This is a genomic window from Maridesulfovibrio sp., from assembly GCF_963677005.1.
Taxonomy (GTDB): domain Bacteria; phylum Desulfobacterota; class Desulfovibrionia; order Desulfovibrionales; family Desulfovibrionaceae; genus Maridesulfovibrio.
Window position 1 is genome coordinate 36,917 of sequence record NZ_OY781616.1, and the last position, 20,161, is coordinate 57,077.

18 protein-coding genes are annotated in these 20,161 nt (G+C 49.9%); 11 read left to right on the forward strand and 7 right to left on the reverse strand.

Annotation, left to right across the window (positions count from 1 at the left end; genetic code table 11):
• Nucleotides 1-287: 287 nt before the first annotated feature.
• A complete protein-coding gene (locus ACKU4E_RS00180) occupies nucleotides 288-1,490 on the forward strand; it encodes a hypothetical protein (protein WP_320169070.1) in 1,203 nt (400 codons plus the stop codon).
• Between the two features lie 42 nt (nucleotides 1,491-1,532).
• Nucleotides 1,533-4,385: a WG repeat-containing protein gene (locus ACKU4E_RS00185; protein ID WP_320169071.1), complete on the forward strand. Its 2,853-nt coding sequence runs from the start codon at nucleotides 1,533-1,535 to the stop codon at nucleotides 4,383-4,385.
• Between the two features lie 111 nt (nucleotides 4,386-4,496).
• Here the strand turns inward: ACKU4E_RS00185 and ACKU4E_RS00190 are convergent, their stop codons facing one another.
• The 3 genes from ACKU4E_RS00190 to ACKU4E_RS00200 form a co-directional block, all read right to left on the reverse strand.
• Nucleotides 4,497-5,825 carry an MFS transporter gene (locus ACKU4E_RS00190; protein WP_320169072.1) on the reverse strand — a complete coding sequence of 443 codons (1,329 nt, stop codon included), beginning with the start codon at nucleotides 5,823-5,825 and terminating at the stop codon, nucleotides 4,497-4,499.
• A 575-nt stretch (nucleotides 5,826-6,400) separates the two neighbouring features.
• A complete protein-coding gene (locus tag ACKU4E_RS00195) occupies nucleotides 6,401-6,706 on the reverse strand; it encodes a hypothetical protein (RefSeq protein WP_320169073.1) in 306 nt (101 codons plus the stop codon).
• Nucleotides 6,707-6,953: 247 nt separating this feature from the next.
• Complete coding sequence (locus ACKU4E_RS00200) at nucleotides 6,954-7,424, reverse strand: hypothetical protein (protein WP_320169074.1); 471 nt, start codon at nucleotides 7,422-7,424, stop codon at nucleotides 6,954-6,956.
• Nucleotides 7,425-7,808: 384 nt separating this feature from the next.
• Here ACKU4E_RS00200 and ACKU4E_RS00205 point away from each other — a divergent pair, with 384 nt between their 5' ends.
• The 3 genes from ACKU4E_RS00205 (at nucleotide 7,809) to ACKU4E_RS00215 (ending at nucleotide 10,322) form a co-directional block, all read left to right on the forward strand.
• A complete protein-coding gene (locus ACKU4E_RS00205; protein ID WP_320169075.1) occupies nucleotides 7,809-8,285 on the forward strand; it encodes an NfeD family protein in 477 nt (158 codons plus the stop codon).
• Nucleotides 8,285-9,208 (forward strand): stomatin-like protein, encoded by a 924-nt coding sequence (locus tag ACKU4E_RS00210; protein ID WP_320169076.1) that lies wholly within the window; start codon nucleotides 8,285-8,287, stop codon nucleotides 9,206-9,208. Before ACKU4E_RS00205 ends, ACKU4E_RS00210 begins: the two co-directional genes overlap by 1 nt.
• Nucleotides 9,209-9,356: 148 nt before the next feature.
• Entirely contained in the window at nucleotides 9,357-10,322 is a 966-nt protein-coding gene (locus tag ACKU4E_RS00215) for a glycosyltransferase family 9 protein (protein WP_320169077.1), read from the forward strand.
• 62 nt (nucleotides 10,323-10,384) lie between these two features.
• Here the strand turns inward: ACKU4E_RS00215 and ACKU4E_RS00220 are convergent, their stop codons facing one another.
• The 3 genes from ACKU4E_RS00220 to ACKU4E_RS00230 form a co-directional block, all read right to left on the reverse strand.
• Nucleotides 10,385-10,594 carry a hypothetical protein gene (locus ACKU4E_RS00220; RefSeq protein WP_320169078.1) on the reverse strand — a complete coding sequence of 70 codons (210 nt, stop codon included), beginning with the start codon at nucleotides 10,592-10,594 and terminating at the stop codon, nucleotides 10,385-10,387.
• Nucleotides 10,595-10,782: 188 nt separating this feature from the next.
• Nucleotides 10,783-11,547, reverse strand: a complete 765-nt coding sequence (gene mazG / locus ACKU4E_RS00225; RefSeq protein WP_320169079.1) for a nucleoside triphosphate pyrophosphohydrolase — start codon at nucleotides 11,545-11,547, stop codon at nucleotides 10,783-10,785.
• The gene (locus ACKU4E_RS00230) at nucleotides 11,548-12,108 is read right to left on the reverse strand and encodes a CvpA family protein (RefSeq protein WP_320169080.1); all 561 of its coding nucleotides are present in this window, start codon (nucleotides 12,106-12,108) and stop codon (nucleotides 11,548-11,550) included.
• A gap of 259 nt (nucleotides 12,109-12,367) precedes the next feature.
• Between ACKU4E_RS00230 and rfbC the strand changes: the two genes are divergently transcribed.
• The 5 genes from rfbC to qrcD all read left to right on the forward strand — a co-directional run bounded on the left by rfbC (nucleotide 12,368) and on the right by qrcD (nucleotide 17,777).
• A complete protein-coding gene (gene rfbC / locus ACKU4E_RS00235) occupies nucleotides 12,368-12,919 on the forward strand; it encodes a dTDP-4-dehydrorhamnose 3,5-epimerase (protein WP_320169081.1) in 552 nt (183 codons plus the stop codon).
• A 191-nt stretch (nucleotides 12,920-13,110) separates the two neighbouring features.
• On the forward strand, nucleotides 13,111-13,662 hold the full coding sequence (qrcA, locus tag ACKU4E_RS00240) for a menaquinone reductase multiheme cytochrome c subunit QrcA (RefSeq protein WP_320169082.1): 552 nt from the start codon (nucleotides 13,111-13,113) through the stop codon (nucleotides 13,660-13,662).
• 13 nt (nucleotides 13,663-13,675) lie between these two features.
• Nucleotides 13,676-15,754, forward strand: a complete 2,079-nt coding sequence (qrcB, locus tag ACKU4E_RS00245; RefSeq protein WP_320169083.1) for a menaquinone reductase molybdopterin-binding-like subunit QrcB — start codon at nucleotides 13,676-13,678, stop codon at nucleotides 15,752-15,754.
• Nucleotides 15,755-15,771: 17 nt separating this feature from the next.
• On the forward strand, nucleotides 15,772-16,530 hold the full coding sequence (gene qrcC, locus ACKU4E_RS00250) for a menaquinone reductase iron-sulfur cluster-binding subunit QrcC (protein ID WP_320169084.1): 759 nt from the start codon (nucleotides 15,772-15,774) through the stop codon (nucleotides 16,528-16,530).
• Nucleotides 16,531-16,544: 14 nt separating this feature from the next.
• Nucleotides 16,545-17,777 carry a menaquinone reductase integral membrane subunit QrcD gene (qrcD, locus tag ACKU4E_RS00255; RefSeq protein WP_320169085.1) on the forward strand — a complete coding sequence of 411 codons (1,233 nt, stop codon included), beginning with the start codon at nucleotides 16,545-16,547 and terminating at the stop codon, nucleotides 17,775-17,777.
• Nucleotides 17,778-18,068: 291 nt separating this feature from the next.
• Here qrcD and ACKU4E_RS00260 read toward each other — a convergent pair whose 3' ends face one another.
• Nucleotides 18,069-18,884: an alpha/beta fold hydrolase gene (locus ACKU4E_RS00260; protein WP_320169086.1), complete on the reverse strand. Its 816-nt coding sequence runs from the start codon at nucleotides 18,882-18,884 to the stop codon at nucleotides 18,069-18,071.
• Nucleotides 18,885-19,015: 131 nt separating this feature from the next.
• Here ACKU4E_RS00260 and ACKU4E_RS00265 point away from each other — a divergent pair, with 131 nt between their 5' ends.
• On the forward strand, nucleotides 19,016-20,053 hold the full coding sequence (locus tag ACKU4E_RS00265) for a DUF1786 domain-containing protein (protein ID WP_320169087.1): 1,038 nt from the start codon (nucleotides 19,016-19,018) through the stop codon (nucleotides 20,051-20,053).
• Nucleotides 20,054-20,161: the final 108 nt, after the last annotated feature.

Here is a 20,161-nt window from a genome sequence, read left to right on the forward strand (position 1 = left end):
CTGATTTTTAAGCCTTGGCTGGGGGATATGGCAATACCGGATTTGTTTTGCCGCTCTTACGGCATACGGATTGGTATGTATGTTTCAACTTCTGGTTATATTAATTGGAACCCATGCAGAACAAAACAACCTCTCCTATATCATGCATCGTTGCAGACGGAGGTGCTTCAGTTATTTTTTTTCTGAAGTATTTTGTCTTTTGTGTCTGTTTCATCCTTTTGGTTTCTGCTTCTGCAGAGGCGGGGACAAGGCACAGCAAGGAGCCGACGTCCAGCCAGGGGACTCCTGTGAAGAAAATCAGCTCACAGGAACTGATGGGGCTGTTGATGGCATTTTCCGATACCTATATGAACGAGATAATGGAATGCTGTGACGAGGTTCTTGCCAGACCTGCGAATTCTTCTTTTGTGAGGCTATATTTTGAACGGGTGAAGGTCTACTACCCGATGGGTGCCATCACGAATGCATGTCAGGCCAACCCCAAGGCCGGCTTGCTGGACATGATGACCATGGTAAGCCTCCAGACCATAGTCTGGGGTGATCCGCGGATACAGAAAATGGTAGGACAGTCAAACGCACGCGATATTCTTGATTCGTTGCGTGAACTGGAGGAGGAAATCTGGAATATAGGTAGAAAGGTCTTTTTGCCCAGGCAGTTATCCGATGTCCGCGAACTTATACGTATCTGGAGAAAGAACCATCCCGATGAAGAGTACGTTGCCTTTATCCGGTTTCAGGATTTTGCCCCGTCCAGAATGAAGGATACGCTGGACAAGGCTGTTTCGGGAAGCGGTCTGCTGGCTCCGATCAATGAAGCGACCCGAGAGTTGCATGAAAGCAGAATCCTGGCCGAAAGGGGGATGTTTCTTCTCAAACGGCTGCCTATGTTTATGCAGTGGTACGGCACTCTTATGGGCTCCGAGATTTTCGCGCAGCCTGAAGTGGCGCATTTGATCGCGGATTTGGGCGTCGGCGTGAAGGGGATTCAGGATATCGGTGATGCGCTGAAGAAGATGCCTGATTTAAATAAATTTCAGGATAGTTTTTTCAAAAAAAGCAAAAAGTTATTGGCTGAAGAGCGACAGCTGCTCTTTGTCGATTTTTCAAAACAGCAGGAGGCGTTAAAACAGATCAGCTTCCAGTCGGCGGCAGCAGCCCGTGACCTGAGGCTGATGTTTGAATCATTGGAGCGCATGACGGAAAGCCCTGAACCGCGCGATCCTGATGAGCTTTCAGGTCTGGATAAGGTTGCCGGCAGCATTGAGTCCCTATCCGGAGTGACCAGGGATTTGAATGTCCTGCTGGGAAGGTTTGACCGGATTTTGGAGCAGGCCGAAAAAATAAAAAAGGTAAAGGCGGTAGAGGAAATCGATGATTTGTTGTGCCGTCATGAACAGCAACTCGCCATGTATATTGCAGGACTTTTGATACTCTCTTTCGTGCTGGGGGTGGCATTTGTGCTGATTTTGCGGCGGGTTAATAAGTGTTGAAATAAATTATACGTTTGTGAAGTGTGATAAAGGAGGTTTGAAATGAGGTGGAAATTGTGTTGGCTGTTAATGTTGCTGATGATGCTTGGTGCATGCTCGGCAAAGAAACCTGCTACTGTAGAAACTCAGAGTATTACGGATATGCGGGGATACAGTGACGGCCTGGCTGCTGTCCGTGTAAATTCAAAATGGGGCTATGTGGATAAGAACGGTGCCGTTGTCATAACCCCGCAGTTCAATGAAGTTCTCGACTTTGCCGATGGCGTAGCTGCGGTAAAGTTTGACAAGAAATGGGGCTGCATTGATGAGAAAGGTCAGTATGTTATTATTCCCCATTACGAAGCCATGGGTGAACTTTCCCAGGGCCTGATCCCGGCCGAAGAAAACGGCAGATGGGGATTTATAAGCACCGCGCACCAGACAGTCATCCCCTTCCAGTTTGCGGAGGCCAAACCTTTCAGCCAGGGGCTGGCTGCCGTAAGGCTTGGAAAATTCTGGGGGTATATAGATAAAAAGGGGACATTTGTAATAAATCCCCGGTTTGCCTATGCCGGAAAATTTGAATCCGGACTGGCTCCTGTCTCGGAAAATTCTGCGGAGGACAGCTACGGCTATATCAATACCAAAGGTGAATATGCCATTGCACCCCAGTTTGATGCCGCTGGGGAGTTTTCCGAAAAAATGGCTGCTGTTTATGATGACGGCAAATGGGGCTATATCAATTCCAAAGGCATGATGATTATCAACCTCCTCTATGACGAAGCCGATTTATTCGAAGAGGGGCTGGCTGCCGTTATGAAAGCCGGAGAATGGGGGTACATCAACAGCGAAGGCGCCACGGTTATTGATTTTCAATTTGCAAAAGCCTTTGCCTTCACCGATGGAAAGGCCCTGGTTTCCGGTAAAAACGGGCAGTCTTTTTATATTAATGACTCAGGAAAGCCGGCCAACAGCTTAACAGGTGTTCTGGCCCTTGGTGCAGCTTCCGGAGCAGTTGCCGCTGAAGCAGTTGCTGGCGGTGGCAGTGTTGCTATAGCCGGCAGCGAGAAAAAAAGTGAATACCGTGAAGGCAGCAAGGCGGGCTTCATTATCCTGCCCCCTGTGAAATACTTTTTTCAGGAAAAGGATATTTATCTCCATTTCACTACAGACGAAGCTCGTATGTTCTACTCCTTTCACCCTGCGGACAAGGAGCCGACCACAAAGCCTATCTTCGTTATGCTCAACGGAGGACCCGGAGCAGCAACCACCACCAACCTGTTCGCCATGAACACCGGTCCATACACGCTGATGCGTGATGACCAGACGGATGGCAGTCCCGGGTACTGCAAAAACCCCAACAGCTGGACCAAACTAGGCAACATTCTCTATATTGATGCGTCCATGACGGGGTATTCCTATCTCAGCACACCAAAGTCGAGAACTAAGAATTTTCGCTACACAGCCCTTCTCGGATCAGGTAACTTCAACCCGTTTATTGATGCTGCCCAAATTATCCGGACCATTCTGGGCGTCCTCAAGGAACAGAAGGATTATGAAAAATGCGAAATTGTCCTCGTAGGTGAAAGCTACGGCGGTACCCGCGTTTCCACCATGCTCAACCTTCTGCTTTTTAACGAACACTATGCGGACGGAAGCCGTATTTACAAAGACACGGAGCTGGTAAAAGAAATAAAAGAGCACTTTGACCGCATCGGCTACAAGGACCCGAACAAGGGAGGAGACGAAGTACCCCCGGAGGTTGTGGCCCGGCAGTTTAAAAGACAGGTGCTCATTCAGCCCCAGCTCACCGGAGCCAGCCAGGACGATATTACCGCCAAGATGTTCTATCACAAAGGCGGTTACAACGACTCCTTTATGCAGGATCTGGCAGTGGAAACCGGACACAAGGGCGAATTCAACAAGTATAACCCCTTTAGTATTTGGCACCCGAGTACTTACTCATGCTGGGATCGTGAAAGCCAGAACTGCGCTATCATGTACTGGGTTTCGCACTTCGGCCGCGACCGTTACAACGTCAGCAAGCCCAACAAGTGGTCTGATGACCTTGAGGCGTACTCAATGAAGACTCTGACCAGCGTCAAGGGATTGTCCACGGCTCTGCAGTACGATGTCACAGCCATTAAACCAATGTACTCCAGTGAACGCTTAGACGCTCTCAAGCAGTTTCCCTTCCTGCAGAAATGGTTAAGCCAGAATATTGATTGGAACGCCACGGATGACGGTGGAGCGGAATATGTTGCGGAAGGAGATAGGGAAGCCACTCAAAAACGCTTTTGGGATGATCTGTTTGCAAAGTCACCAGGTCTTGAGGAATACATGCCGCCGGACCACGATGACCGGGTCAAGATGCTTATCTATGCTCAAGAGCAAAACGCCGTGCAGGAGTTGGGCCAAGAAGAAGCCGCTAGCAACAGGCAGAGCTTGACAAGCAAATTCGGGATATTGAGTCGTCATGACGCGTATATGATAGGAATGAACGTCATGACCTTTCTTGCATATTCCGGCTCCCTTGAAAACCTCCAGTTCAGCATCAACCCCGGTAAGACGGACCGCTACGGCAAGATGTTTCTCGAAAACATCAGTCTGGTAAAGACCTTCTTGACGGATGCAAAGTATGATTCGGTCATTTACTCACCGGCCATTCCCGAATGCCTGAAGCTTTATAAGGATGTGGTCAGCAGCATAACCTATAAACGAGGTAAGGACGCCGATAAGCCTTCAAAACTCGGGACTTTCGAGATTTCATACCAGCCGAAAGCCCTTGCCCCGTACCCGACTCCGAAGGAAAGCGTAAAGCTTTTCTATCCCTACTATGAGAATTCGGGGCACTCGGTATCCACCTCTCAGCCGGATAAATTCCGGGATGATGTCGAGGCTTGGATGAAACAGTAAATTACGTGGAAAAAGTTTGCCTGAAAAGGTGAAACGCAACGATAAATAAAGCCGGCCCGGCGCATGGAGCGCCAGGCCGGCTTTGCTTTTGTTTCAGGTATTACGCAGAGCTTATGAGGAGCATTTAGCCGATGTTGCAACCAATCCGCAGCAGATCATTACCACTGATGCTGCGAACAACATTTCCATGGAACTCTGCCAGTTCCCGGATATTTCATGGAGATGTCCGAGTGCAAAAGGGCTGATCGAGGCAATGATGTATCCTGCCGTTTGGACTACCGTGGACATGCTTCTGTTTTCGTCCAGATTTTTAGCGGAATTCATGATCATGCTGAAAATGACCGTAAATCCTCCTCCACTCGAAATTCCTCCAAAGATAACCCAGATAATCCAGAGTGATGGGATAATCGCAAATCCGATAACCATTGCCAGCCAGGACATGGTTACCACCAGAAACAGTGCTCTGGGGGAAAAACGTTTGGTTGAAACCAGAAACGGAAGTCCGAAACAACCCAGCAGGCCCAGAATCTGAAATAGCGAAGAGGCCACCCCGGCAGTGGCTTCGGACATTTGCAGGGATTGCTTCAGATACACCGGCATCCATGCTGTAAAACCGTAAAACATGAAAGTATGCGCCGCGAAGGCCACGGATAGAATCCAGACCAGCGGCCTCCTGTTAACTGAAGATGATCTTGCGGGTTTTGTTTTCGGTTCGCTGTTTGCGATAGTTTCGGCCTTGGATTTGTCCTGCATATGCAGCTGTTCCAGAGTGTTGGTTTTCCTTTTGTCAAAGAAAAGAACCCCCATCCACAGAAATATTGCTGCAAGTGCCAGAAGTGCCGGTGCGGCAAGAGCCGTTCGCCAGCCCATGGCTTGGGCCATAGGGGCGGTCAAGGACATGGTTCCCATAGACCCCCAGGACATGCCGGAGACATATAGTCCGGTAAAAAAGCTTAATCGCTGGGGAAATTCCCGCGCTAGTATCATGAGTCCGGATATATTGCCGACAGTCAATGAAATCCCGATTAGCACCGTGCCTGCGATGGCTGCGCCAAGCCCCCCGGAAGCACGGACAACAGCCCCTACAGCGATGCCAGCCAGGGTAAAGAAAACCGTGGATTCCAACCGAACATTTTTCATGAGAAATCCGGCTATGGGAGTCAGCAGTCCGAAACAGAGAACCGGAATGGAGGTTAAAAATCCGGCAACCCCGGCATTGATTTGAAAGACGGTCCTCAATTCCTGAATGATGGGCGGGAGTGAGGTTATCGGGGCACGCAGATTCAAGGATAAGGCGAAAAAAGCCAGAACCATCAAAAGTTTTCTGTTGCGGGTCTGCCGTTCCAAAACAGATTTAAGGTCCGAATTTTCAAGGTTAGAACGTGTGTTTCCAGCTGATTTAATCTCTTCAGCGCTTAGCTGCTCAGAACTGTTTCCCATTGATAGCATTCTCCATGATGCATCGCATGGACCTTGCCGAACAAGGTCTGCAAAAAAATACAATTTTATTATATGCGTAAGTCGGGAAATGTGGACCGGCGTGTGCGCATTCGATTTTACAGGATCGTTATCGATCCCGGAAGCGCGCCTGTTCTCTTAAGGTGTAAGCTGGCGCGGATGTTATAAGAACGTGGTCAGGCGTTTTGGGTAAGAGGGCCTGATTGTTCCGTAAGGAAATGATGATCATGCATCCAGTAAAAAAAATAAACAGCCGCTATCTTGAAGGGGCGGTCCGGACCGCAGTTGTCCGGAGATCTTCAAGCGCGACTGGTTTCAAACAGGAAATTAAACAGGGTGCCATACGGAGTCAAGCCACTGTTTCAACTCACTGCTGCTTTTATCTGGCGGAACATGCCCGGTATTGAAGATAGCTCCACGGCACAAATCGGTTGCAAGATCCTTCCGGGACTGCCCGGCAGACCCATCAGTAAAGACCACACGTTACAAGCTGGTCAATCTATATTGACCGCTAAGTGAAGTGGGGCAGGGTGCTCTGTGATGAACAGGAAGAATTGCTAGGCGAGAAATTTTATCTCAATTTCTTCTGTGCCTTCCTTTTGACTCATTTCAAAGCGGCCGCTTTTTACAATGGAAAAATCCCTCTGGCCTGCGGCGGTAGTTAAAACCTGCTCCAGTTTTTGAACCGTTCCGGCTTCACAATCGGCGTTGAAGAATATTTTAAGGGAACTTGGATTGTCATCGTCAAACTGAATCATAAAAGGATTATGCTCAACGAAGACAAGATCATCGTACGAGTGTGTGATGTTCAATCCTATTGACTCTAAAATATCTTTTACTATACCCAGCGATCTTAATTTCATTTTTCTACTCACTTTATTCTATTTTCCCAGAAACTACCCATTACATAAATTTATATCGCGCGCAAGCAGAGCCCCTGCGGCGCCGGGCCGGGAGTGTCGTCGAAGATGTTGATTTCAAGCGTGTTTCCGGTTGGGTGCGAACTGTCTTTGCGGATCGGAATGCAGACAATTTAGGACAGGAAGGCAAGCCGTCGGATTGGCTGCAGAGTATAATCGGCCTCCGGCATTAACCGAAGGCCGGGGATTACTAGAACATTCCACCTCCGGGGCCGCCTCCAGGACCTCCGCCGGGCATGCCGCCTCTTCCGGGTCCTCCGCCGGGACCGTTGGAAAATGACGGCCGCTGGTTGTTTCGTTGCTCCTCAGCGTATTTAAGATAGTCGTACATCTGTTTTTCCGTCAGGATTTTGTTGAGCTGCTTATAGACTTCCCAATCAATGTCCGATTTTTTTTTGCTGATATCCTTGAAATTTCCGCCTTCATTCTGAAGTGATTTCAACTGTCGGTATTCTTCCTCCAGAACGGGCTTCATTTTCTGCACCTGCTCATCGGTGAGATTCAGCCGCTCTTTCAGCGCAACCAGTTTTTTACCGGGGGTGGTTATTTCCTGCTTGTGCCGTTGTTGGGAATCGTATCTTCCGCCACCGTATTCATGACTTGAACACCCCGCCAGCAGAACCGCCAGGGCCAGTATGAGTGTAATGTGTTTCAGTCCCATCTTATACCTCGTTTTTGTTGTTGGCTGGAATATCTTTCCCCAAGAGGGCAAAATGAGGAGAGAATAACACAGCTTTTCCCGCTGATAACTGATGCCGGGGAAATCCACACATATAAATTGATTAAGTTAGTCGTTCTTTATTAAGTCTGTGTAAAAATTTTAATATGGCTTACAAAACAGGCCGGAATTTGTGGACTGAAGAGTGATTTAAGATCATGTTTCCAGCTCGGGAAGTGATTGTTACTGAGCAGACAGGAAAACGTTGCGAGATTGAGTTGTTTGCAAAAACAGCCAGGTACGGTGTAGTTTGCATTGCCTGATTTAGCGTCTCCTGCTAATAATCGTGGTTGGATCGGTTCCCCTTTATCTTTCGAGGAGTTGCGAGTGGAAAATTATCCTATGTGGCTGGTCTGGCTTGTCTCCGGTCTGGTGCTGGCAGGACTTGAATTGCTTGCTCCGGGAATGGTGCTCATTTTTTTCAGTCTGGGCTGTTTTTCGGCTGCGTTGTTATCTGTCTTTGTCGCGGATTCGCTTGTTCTGCAGGTTGCGGTTTTCTGCGCCGCATCCATTATTTCCCTCGTTGCGCTGCGTAAAATGTTCATGGATTGGTTTCAGGGACAGAGTTCCGGCAAGGGAGCGGGCGGTTACGATGATTCTCCCGACGGGGCTCTTGCCGAGGCCAGCAGGGACTTTGCCGACACCGGGTATGGACAGATCAAGTACCGGGGGTCATTCTGGAACGCTGTCGCTCAATCGGGAGAGAGTATTTCGGCCGGGGATGCCGTAAGGATCATTTCATGGGCAGATGGCGGGAGAACCGCTTTTCTGGTTACCGGCAATTTAAAGCAAGGTAGGAAATAATGATAAGTCCCGGATTGATAGCTGTCATAGTTTTAGCTGTTCTGATTGTTGCAATTATCATCAAGTCGGTGCGGATAGTCCCGCAGAAAACCGAGGTTATTGTTGAACGGCTCGGAAAGTACCGGGCAAGCCTTGGTGCCGGATTCCATTTTCTTTTTCCTTTTCTGGACAAAGTCGCCTATGAATTTTCGCTCAAGGAAGAGGCCATGGATACCCTCCCGCAGAGCTGCATAACCAGTGATAACGTTGGTGTTGTGGTGGACGGGCTTATCTTTATACAGGTTCAGGACTCGAAAGCTGCAGCCTATGGCATAGAGAATTATCGTTTTGCAGCATCGCAGCTTGCGCAGACCGCTTTGAGATCCTGCATAGGTAAGTTGGCCCTTGATAAGACCTTCGAAGAGCGGGAAACCATCAACGCACAGGTTGTGGAGGCCATAGATGATGCGGCCGCGTCTTGGGGCGTCAAGGTTCTGCGTTACGAGATCAAGGATATCACTCCTCCCGAAAGCGTGAAGGCAGCCATGGAAACCCAGATGATAGCTGAACGGCAGAAGCGTGCCGATATTGCCCGGAGTGAGGGGGAAAAGCAGGCCATCATCAATAAGGCCGAGGCCGCCAAACGGGATGAAGTCTTGAAGAGTGAAGGTGTACGCGAAAGATTGATGAACGAGGCCATGGGTAAGGCAGAGGCCATAACCATGGTGGCCGATGCAACGGCCAAGGCACTGCAGACCGTGGGTGAATCCATGGATCTTCCCGGAGGGTATAATGCCGCGTCACTGCGGGTTGCCGAAAAATATGTTGAGGCTTTTGAGAGCCTTGCCAGGGAATCCACAACTCTGATATTGCCTGCAGCCACAGGGGATGTTGCTTCCATGGTTGCTACGGCAATGAGTGCTTTTGAAAAAGTCAGGAAATAGATTCCGCTAATGCGGGTACCGGTTGAATCCGGTTGAAATAATACGTGGTTACTTGAATTAATCCTTTCGGCTGTAGTCGGGGATCTTCGTGGACTGTTTGTCGTGGAGAGGGCAGTTCACTTAACATTTTGGAAGGATTAAAATTACGATGGAGAAGTTGGTTCTTTCGGGGTCCGGAGGAAAATGGCTGCTTTTTTCAAATGGAGTTCTTGGACATACCCTTTACGTTCTTGCTGCTGTTAAAAAATTGAAGGAAATTTATCCGGATGCCTTTGTCACAATGGTTGTAGATAAGGGGAGTGCGGAGCTGGTGCGGGCAAACCCGCTTATCGACAAGGTTTCGATTTTTGACCGTAAGCTTGATCCTCTTGCCCGGCAGTGGGAGTTGATCAGGGAGTGGCGCAGGGAAAAATATGATGTCTCAATTCATTTCCGTTCCGGGGTGCGCAACGAACTTCTCGCCATGCTTAGCGGCGTAAAGATGAGGAGCGGTAACAATCTCAAAGGTTCGTTTCAGTTTCTGAACAGGATTTTTCAGGATAAAAAAGGGGTCCATGTTCTGGAGAACAGAAGCTTCTTCATGAGCAATGTTCTCGGCAGGGAGGTAGCCCTTTCCGAACCTGAACTTCACCATGATCCTGAAGCCCGGAAAGAGGTTGCAGCCTCTTTGAAAGAGTGCGGAATAGAGCCCGGCAGTTATGTTGTCCTGCATCCGGCGGGAAAGACTTCCGGCGGGCTTAAATGGTCGCTGGAGCATTGGGCCGGTGTGGCCGCAAAGGTTGCAGCGAGTAGGCCGGTGGTGGTTGTCTGTGCCCCTTTTGAGCGGGAAAAGGTCCGGGAGGCAATCAGCGGGCAAAATATATTTCATCTGGAAGGCAGCACCGCATTTTTATCCGAGCTTATTGCCGGGTGCGGATGGTTCATGGGTAACGATTCCTCTCCGGGACACATGGCCGCCATATGGCAGAAGCCGCGAGTTGTGGTTTACTCAAACGGTCCGGATGAATTTATCAAGTGGTCGCCTCTATACCCGGAACAGTGCCGTGTCGTTCTCAAGGAGGAATTCGTGGCTGACGGGCTTGACGAATCCTTGGAGTGGCTTTTTTCCATGTAGTTGTAATAAAAAACCCGGTTTAGTAAACCGGGTTTTCGTCTGGCGTGTCTGCTGCCCTTGAATCAGGTTTTTATGTTTGTGATGGTTCCCACACCGGAGTACGCGGCGCCGAGAACACTTTTCTGAAAATCATAATCGCTATTTGATGAAGATCCCGACTGTGAGGAATTCATGTAGTCCAGTGTCTTGGTTACTACCTGAGCTCCGAACAGTTGTTTTTCCGTAGCCGTGTCAATGGCGGTGGCCGCCTGGCTGATTCCTGATATGTCCATAAACAGCCCTCCTGTTGTAAAAAGGGCATTTTACACGCCTATCAGTAAAATCGGCGGAAACATAAATAACTTTATAGTTGGATTAAGAAAAATTAATTCACATGGAACTTGTGAAATGCTTTGAATTAATTAAAAAAAGCCCCGCATTCAAAAAAATGCGGGGCTTTCATCTGTTATGTAAGCGGAAATTATTTAACCCGGTTCCACAACTCGTTGAGTTCGCCGAGTTTCATTTCGGTTATTTCCTTGCCGTCTGCGCGGATGATGTCTTCCATTTTTGAAAAACGTTCCAGAAACTTGTTGTTGGTGCGGTCAAGCGCGCTGTTGGCCTTGATCCCTTTGCGACGCCCAAGTTCAACAAGGGTGAAGAGATAGTCGCCGAATTCCTCGTCAATGGCGTCCGCATCACCTGCGGCAAGAGCGTCTGTCCACTCCTTCCATTCACTTTCAAGCTGTTCAAGGCACTGCTCGTCGCTCTCGTGGGTAAAACCGCTGCGAGCGGCCTTGGCGTTGATGCGGTAGGATTTCAGAAGAGGCGGCAAGCCCTTGGGCAGAGAGTCGAAAATCTTTTCGGACTCGTCTTTCTCCGTACGTTTGATCTTTTCCCAGTTACGCAGCAGTTCGTCCTGATTTTCCACCTTGCAGTCTGCAAAAACGTGCGGATGACGGCGAATCATTTTAGCGGAAGAAGAATCAATTGCTTCTGCGAGAGTGAATTTTCCATCCTTCTCATAGCGGTTTGCTATGAACAAAAGGAGAAACATTACATCGCCGAGTTCTTCCATGGATTCATGAATGTCCCCGGAACGGATCGCCTCGACCAGTTCAAATGCTTCTTCAATTACATAGTCACAAAGGGATTCGGGAGTCTGTTTCATGTCCCAGGGGCAGCCTTCGGGACCGGTCAGTGTAGATATGACGTCTTTCAGTTTTTCAAAAGAATCGGTACTCATTTAAATTGTGTCGCTCGTGTGGTTTGCCAGTTCCGACTGATCGGGGAACATGGATTTTATATCAAGGGAATCCAGCACATCGTCCGGTGCGAAGCTGATGAAAAAACTTGCTGTGGACATTACTCTGGGAGCCAGTTGCGATTTGGTGAGGAATTCCGAGTTCGGAGTGAAGCTGTTCAGTATTACGATCAGGATTCCTCCGATTATCACCGCTTCCACAAGACCCAGTATGCCGCCAAGTACCTGATCAGCCCAACTCAGCATGCTTACGGTCAGGATTTTTTTGATGATCACGCCGATAATGAAGGCGACAATCATGGTCGCAACGATAATGGAAAGATAGCTGAAAGCTTTTACAGCTCCTGGGCCGTCAAAAATGTTGGCGAAATACGGGGCAAGTTCCTGATGGTATTTTGCGGCCAGATAAAATCCAAGAATCAGGGAAAAAACAGATATCGCCTCTCGGACGATGCCGCGGAGCAGGCCTCTGAAAATCAGGGCTGCCGCGATGACAATAAGTATTATATCCAGAGAGTTGAGTGCTATTCCTGCTGCTTGCATTGAAAAATCCGTGTGAATATTTGTGAAAAAAAGATCAATATCCCGATTGGGGTAATTTTTCCTCAATTAAATTGCGTGGAGCGTATCAGACCGCGAGAGAAATGTGAATATCGGGAAGAGCCTTAAAATTAATAAAAAATATTACATCCAAGTGAAAAATGAGGTTGTGCGATTGAATGATCTCAGGTAATTCTCATTTAATTTTGGGGGACGAGATTAGTGTCAGGCAGCGGATGTGATCCTGGCAGGAGGAATATGAATGGAATTGTTCGAAACGGAATTTCCCGGATTATGGGTTATTGAACCCACTGTGTACCGGGATAAACGCGGTTTTTTTCTTGAAAGTTTCAACCGCGTTGTTTTCGAAAGAAACGGGCTGCCCGTTGATTTTGTGCAGGACAACCACTCATATTCTTCCGGGGTAGGTGTGATAAGGGGACTTCATCTGCAACTTCCGCCGTATGCTCAGGCCAAGCTGGTATGGGTCACCAGAGGGGCTGTAAACGATGTGGCGGTGGATTTGCGAAAGGGATCGCCAACTTATCTTAAGTCGTTTTCTATAGAATTGTCAGCGGCCAATTTCCGCAGGCTTTTTATACCGAAAGGCTTTGCCCACGGGTATGAAACACTTACCGATGAGAATGAATTCATGTACAAGGTCGATGCACCTTACGCTCCGGACTGCGAGGCCGGAATCCGTTGGGACGATCCTGATCTTGCGATCGGGTGGAAGGCGAAAGAGCCGGTTCTTTCCGACAAGGACCTAGCTCTTCCACCTTTGTCCGGGTTTGACTCTCCGTTTGATTTTTAGATTGATCTGCGCAAGGCGGGCAATGACGTTTTGCGTACCCCTTTGGTTTACGAAACAGGGTTTTTTCCCATGGCGGGCGATTGTGAAAAGTTTCATATTCTCTTGACATGGAAAGATTCTCTATTTTAGAAGAAATGGCGTTAATTGGTTGTTTATGTTTCACAAAACTTAAGGAGTAGTGGGGCGAGGTTATGGAGGAAAAAAGAACATCGAAGCAGTGTGGAGGAGTTCTCCCTTTCTTCATCGGTGTCCTTGCGAGCCTGATCATCGGTTGGTGGGTTTTCCCACAGATTATCTACAGTCAGAAGACTCAGCCGGTCGATTTCAGCCACAAGGTTCATGTTGAAGGTGAGGGCATGGACTGTGAGTCATGTCACTTGTTTATGGAAGACGGATCCTTTGCAGGCCTTCCTTCCAATGAAAAGTGTGCTGAATGTCACGAGGATGTTCTCGGTGAAAGTGAAGCCGAGAATGTCTACGTAACCGAATACCTGCAGAAGGGTGTTGAGGTTCCCTGGCTGGTATATCAGTATCAGCCCGACAACGTTTACTTTTCGCACATGGCCCACCAAGGCTTCGAGTGTACTGATTGCCATCCCGACGTAGGCAACAGCGACACGCTGCCGACGTATTACGAAAACAGAATAAGCGGTTACAGCAAGCAGACCATGAAGATGTGGCAGTGTGAACGCTGTCATGCGGAAGTTGGTACCAGCAACGCATGTTACGTCTGCCATAAGTAAGTGAGGGACTGCAATGGGTATTGATCGCAGAACTTTTATTCAAGTGGTGACAGGCGGTGTAGTGGGTTCTCTCTTCACCCCTGTTATATGGAAATCTCTCGATGATGCATCGATCTGGTCGCAGAACTGGCCCTGGATTCCAAGGCTCAAATACGGTGCCATCACGGAGCAGGCCTCGCTGTGCAAGTTCGGGCCTTCCCCCTGTGCGGAGATTGTCAAATCCGTAGGTGGAAGCCCTTACCTGACCAAAGGCAATGATGAAAACGAAATGAGCAAGGGCGGCGTTGATCCCATCAGTGCCGGCGGCCCGCAGCTCATGTACAGCCCTTCCCGCGTCAACGGCCCCATGAAGAAGGCCGAAGATGGAAAATATGAATCCGTTTCCTGGGAAGAGGCCGAAAAGATACTTTCCGAAAAACTGGCTGCCGTTAAGGGAAAGAAAGGCAAACTCGCTGTTGTATCCGGTGACGCAACCGGAACTGCCTGCGAAGTTCTTTCCGGCTTTGCCGCAGGCATGGGTAGCGATGACTGTTACCTGATGCCCGGCGAAGAACAGGGCGCAGCCGTTGCTCTTGCAAGCATGGGCGGTTCCGGTCAACTGGGGTATGACCTGGACAAGGCCGATGTGGTACTTTTTGTAGGTGCCGATGCTCTGGATTCCTGGGGACCGGTTGTAAGAAACCAGTGTGTGTTTTCAGAAAGCCGTCCCACCGGCGGGAAAATCAAAACCAGATTTTTCTATGCCGGATCCTATCTCAACAATACTGCAGCAGCCTGCGACAAGTGGATTCCGGTAAAACCCGGAACCGGCGCTATTTTCTGCCTCGGTCTGGCATATCACATGCTCAAGGCCGGTGCTTCCGCTTCTGTTGCCGATTTTGACGATTTCAAGACTCTGGTGATGTCCAGATTCACCCCTGATAAAGTAGAAAAAGTTATCGGTGTTGCCGGTCCGGATATGGCAGCCATTGCCGCTGAACTCATGAAGGCGTCCGCTCCTGTTGTCGCCGCCGGTTCGGAATTCGGAAGCGGTGCCGGTGCAGCAGATGTTATCGCCGCATCAGCACTGAACATCCTGCTCGGCCGCGTGAACAAGGACGGCGGGATGAAGGTTCTGCCCAACCTGCCCAAAGCGGTTGAAGCTGCTCCGGATCGTTCGGAACTGGCTGCCCGTGATTTCGCCGGTTATCTTGCAGGTATTGCTGCCGGAAAGACCGAAGCACCCGAAGTGATGCTGGTTCACGAAGCCAACCCGGTATACGCAATGCCCCAGACTGATGCTCTGGCTGCTGCAATGGGAAAGATTCCTTTCCTGGTCAGCTTCAGCACCTTTATGGACGAAACGGCATCCGTTGCCGATCTGATCATGCCCAACCCCACAGGTTATGAACGTTTTGACGATGCCCAGACTCCTTATGGTCTCGGTTCCGCCATGCTCTGTGCCTGTGCTCCTGTTGCAGAGCCGATCTACAACAGCAAAGCCACTGTTGACGTAATTCTCGCAGCGGCTTCCACTCTGGGTGTCGATCTCGGATACGAATCCGCAGACGCTGTGTTCCAGTCCAAGGCCGAGAAGGCCGGAGCAGACTGGGATGCCCTGGTCGGCGGCGCAGCTTATGTCTCCGATGCAACTGAATCAGGTTCCTTGAATTTTGCTGCTTCCGTCCTTTCCAAGGCAGTTGTAATGCCTAAGGGCGAAGAAATCGCAATTGCTCCGTATTCCAAGCTCCTGATCGGCTCCGCGAAGATGGCTCTTCCTCCGCTTAACGTTGCACTGATCAGCGAGTTCGAGCTCAAGGGCAAGTACATGCTGGTTCAGGTCAATTCCAAGACCGCCAAGGGACGCAAACTGTCCGAAGGCGCTCTGGTCAAGCTCTCCGGAGCCGGCGGTGAGTGCGTGGCAAGAATCCGTATCAATGAAGGCGTGATGGACAATGTTATTGCCGCACCGCTCGGATTCGGCCATACCGCATGGGACGAATACTCACGCGGAAAAGGCGACAACATCTGCAAAGTTCTCAAGGTTGAAACTGAACCCGGCACGGGACTTTCCGTCTGGACCAGTTCTACCGTGAGTATCGCAGCAGTTTAATTCAGGGGATTCTTGTTATGCAACATATTGAATTAACAAATAAATGGACCATGGTGGTCGATGTTGACAAATGTACCGGCTGCGGTGCCTGCATGGTATCCTGCCAGGCTGAAAACAACATTGCTCCCATGAAAGAGGGTTCCGACAAGCTGAAAACCCTTACCTGGATGCTTGTTTACGAACTCAATAACGGCAAGGAATTCCCCGAAAGGGAAGTTGCCTACCTGCCCAGACCCTGCATGCAGTGCGGTCATCCTGCCTGTGTTCCCGTCTGTCCTGTTGTCGCAACCGCGAAGGACGAGGACGGCGGTATCGTCAGCCAGATCTACCCCCGCTGCATCGGATGCAGGTACTGCATGGCCGCCTGCCCCTACCACGCTCGCTATTTCGGATGGTTTGATCCCGTATGGCCCGGAGGTATGGACAAGGCACTGTCTCCCTCTACTTCCACCCGTCCCCGCGGCGTTGTCGAAAAGTGCAACTTCTGTCACTCAAGACTGCTGAACGCCCGTCAGCGTGCCCGTAATGAAGGCATGGACCCCGGCAAACTTCCCGACGGCTGGTACCAGCCCGCATGTCTGGAAGGTTGCCCCACCGGTGCCATCTCCTTCGGCGATTCCCTGAATCCCGAGCACAAGGTACACGAGCTGATCAAAGACCCCAATGCGTTCCGCATTCTTGAGTCCATCGGCATGGAACCGCAGGTGTACTACATCAGCAGACGCGATTGGGTACGGGAGCAGAGTGATAACCACGTAGCTAACGAAAAGCACTAGGAGGGAGGTTTACCATGGATAGCAATCTCTTCCCCGAAGGCGTAACACGCTGCGGACTGCCCAAATTCCTGCTTTGGTTGGGCATTGTTACCGCCGTCCTGCTCTGGGGCGTATATGCTGCCGTCAATATCTTCTATTACGGCATCGGCGTGACCGGCCTCGACAACTACTTCGGATTCGGTCTCTGGATTACCTTTGACCTTGCCGTTATTGCCCTCGGAGCTGGTGCGTTTTTCACCGGCTTCCTGAGATACATACTTAAAATCGACCAGTTGAAAAACATCATCAACCTGGCCGTTATACTCGGATTCCTGTGCTACTCCGGCGCCATGCTCATTCTGACCATGGACATCGGGCAGCCCATCCGCGCATGGTTCGGTTACTGGCACCCCAACGTGCACTCCATGCTCACAGAAGTTATCTTCTGTATTACCTGCTACTGCACCGTTCTGATCATCGAGTTCATCCCGCTGGTCCTGGAGCAGAAGCAGCTGAACAAGATTCCCTTCCTGCACCACTTTGCCCATCACCTGCACGTGAATATGGCTCTGTTTGCCGGAATCGGAACTTTCCTGTCCACTTTCCACCAGGGTTCTCTCGGTGGTATGTACGGGGTAATGTTCGGTCGTCCTTATGCTTTCCGTGAAGGTTTCTTCATCTGGCCCTGGACATTCTTCCTCTTCGTTCTTTCCGCAGTAGGTTCCGGTCCTGTATTCACAGTGCTGGTCTGCACCCTCATCGAAAAGATGACCGGTAAGAAACTGGTGGAATACAAGGTCAAAGCCCTGATGGGTAAAATCGCCGGTACCATGCTTTGCGTGTACATGTTCTTCAAGATCATCGACACCTGGGCCTGGGCTGTAGGTTACCTGCCTTCCGTAGGCCTTACCTTTGAACAGATGTTCTACGGTAATATCTACGGACAGTGGCTGCTCTGGACTGAAATTATCGTCTGCGGTGTTGTGCCCGCACTGATGCTGATTTCGCCCGCTATCAAGAGAAACCCCGGTCTGCTGTACACAGCAGCAATTCTGGACTGCATCGGCATAACCATCAACCGTTACGTCTTCACCGTTCAGACCATTGCCATACCGGTAATGCCTTTCGACTCCTGGCACACTTATGCCCCCAACTGGGCAGAGTGGGCAACATCCCTGATGATCTGCGCCTACGGTGCACTCGTCCTCAGCCTTTGCTACCGCTATCTGCCTGTCTTCCCTCAGGAAGTTAAGCTGAATCAGAAGTAGCATCCGTTTGCTTTAAAATGTGAAAGCCCCGCATCCGTCCGGATGCGGGGCTTTCTTATGCGGCGGGCTTCAAATGCATTTAACACACTGTATTTGATGCGCTTCGCGCTTTTGATTGTCGGATTTATCCACTAGAGAAATCATAAGAAATATGGTTAACACCTTAGCACATAATTTTTGATTTTGATTCGTCTTTCAATGCAGCAACTTTAATTAGGGATTCCAAAGGGGATTATCCCCTTTGGCTGCCAGCGGCAAAATCCTTTCACCAAAAGCGCGAAGCGCATCAGATCATCTCATTCCTCTGATGACTTCCGCTGCCGTGAGCGTAGTCTTGCGGCTGTAGAGCATGCCGACATGTCCCATGGGACCGCAGTTTATAACTTTCCAGTTTCCTTCACCGGGAATCAGATTGCCCCATGGCAGCACCATTTCGTCCGTCGAGGAATGCAGCGCGGTTTTGCCAATATCCGGAAAGGTGATCTTTTCTCTGCCCTTAAAGAGTGAACTGTCCGGGTACAGACTGCGGCCAAGCCTTCCGATTGCAATACTTCCAAGCACACTTCCGCCAAAGGGAGTTCCCATGGTAACCAGACCGCGCACCATCTTTTTAATTTGTGGATCAGCTGATGCTTCTGAAATAAGCAGACCACCAAGCGAGTGCCCGACCAGAGTGATTTTTTCTTCGCTGCCGGTTGCTTCATAAAGCCTGACTATTTCCTTGCGAAGTTCAAGGACAAGCTCAGGATAAGAGGTGGTAAAACTGTTGTACTGCCATGTGTGCATATTGCCGAATCCCATGAAATTCAGTCTGTGTTTCATGACCAGCCAGGCGGTTCTGTTGTGATACAGTCCGTGCACCATCAGGATTGGCCGGTTATCTTCTGTTTTGTGGAGCAGTGGAATATTGTTCAGAAATGCGAATGGGCGGGTGACGACTGCAATCAGCAGGCTTGTTCCCGCTGAAACGGCGGCTTGCAGCAGATCGAGCGCAACAGCTGCAAAGGGGCGTTTCCGGCTGCTTTCCCGGTTGATAAAAGCTGCGAAAAGAATCAGTACGGAGGGCAATAGAAAAATTACGGCTACTGCCAGGATCAAATAAAACATACGCATACCTGTCTGTTGTTATCGGTTGATCGGCATTCTGTCCGAAATCTGGAATACTATTTTCAATTGACGTAAATTGTCTCAGTCTGCAACATATTTCAATATTTTCAAATTCAGCGGAGTTAATCAAATTGAGCCGGAAAATACTTAGCCTTGATATCGGCAGCGGAACTCAGGACGTCCTTTACCATATTGAGGGCGTGGAGATTGAAAACTGTTTTAAATTCGTGCTTCCTTCGCCCGCAAGGGTGGTTGGTGAAAAGATCCGTCAGTTGACTGCCCGTGGGGCGGATATCTACCTGACCGGGAAGAACATGGGCGGCGGGTTTGCCCGGGCCGTATTTCCGCATATGGATGCCGGGTTAAAGGTTTATGCGCACCCGCAGGCAGCTCTCGCGCTGGGTGACGACCTTGCCAGAGTCGAGAAGCAGGGGATAATGCTGCGCGAATCACTGCCCTCCGGTTGCGTGCCGGTCCATTTGTGCGATTTTGACCCCGGCTGGTGGAGTTGCTTCCTTGCCGCCGCAGGTCTGGAGTATCCCGATCTTGTTACCGCATCGGTGCAGGATCACGGCTACCATCCGGGCAAGAGCAACAGGATAGGGCGGTTTAATCTGTGGAAAAAACTGCTGCTGGATAACGCCGGAAGACCCGAGAGCCTGCTTTTTGATGAAGTGCCTGAAGAATTTACCCGCATGGCAGAACTGCAGAAATCCATAGGCGGAGGTCCTGTAGCCGATACCGGTGCCGCTGCTGTGCTGGGCTGCCTTTTTGTTGACGAGATTCTTGAGCGGAGCCATCGCGAGGGCATCTGTCTGATCAACGTAGGCAACAGCCATACCATTTCGTTTCTGCTGTACAAGGGTGCCGTGTTCGGTGTCTACGAGCATCATACCGGGAACATGACGCCTGAAAAGTTATGGGAGGATTCCCGGCTGTTCAGGGCCGGACAGCTGGATTTCCAGACTGTGTTTGATGACTGGGGTCATGGTTGCATGACACTTGATCTTCCGGAAGAGGCCGGTGGATTTGCTCCGACGTATGTCATGGGGCCGAAAAGGTCTCTGCTGCGTGGTTTTCCGGTAGAATTCCCATCTCCCGGCGGGGATATGATGCTTGCCGGATGTTTCGGGCTGATAAAGGGGCTTGAGCTTCGTGAACGCTCATGACTTCAGTTGTACCGGATATTATTACATACCCTCTTGCTCTGACTCTTTATTAAGTATATCGGTATAACAGTTGTTAGAAAATGAAGGCGGTATTCTTTTACCGTATCA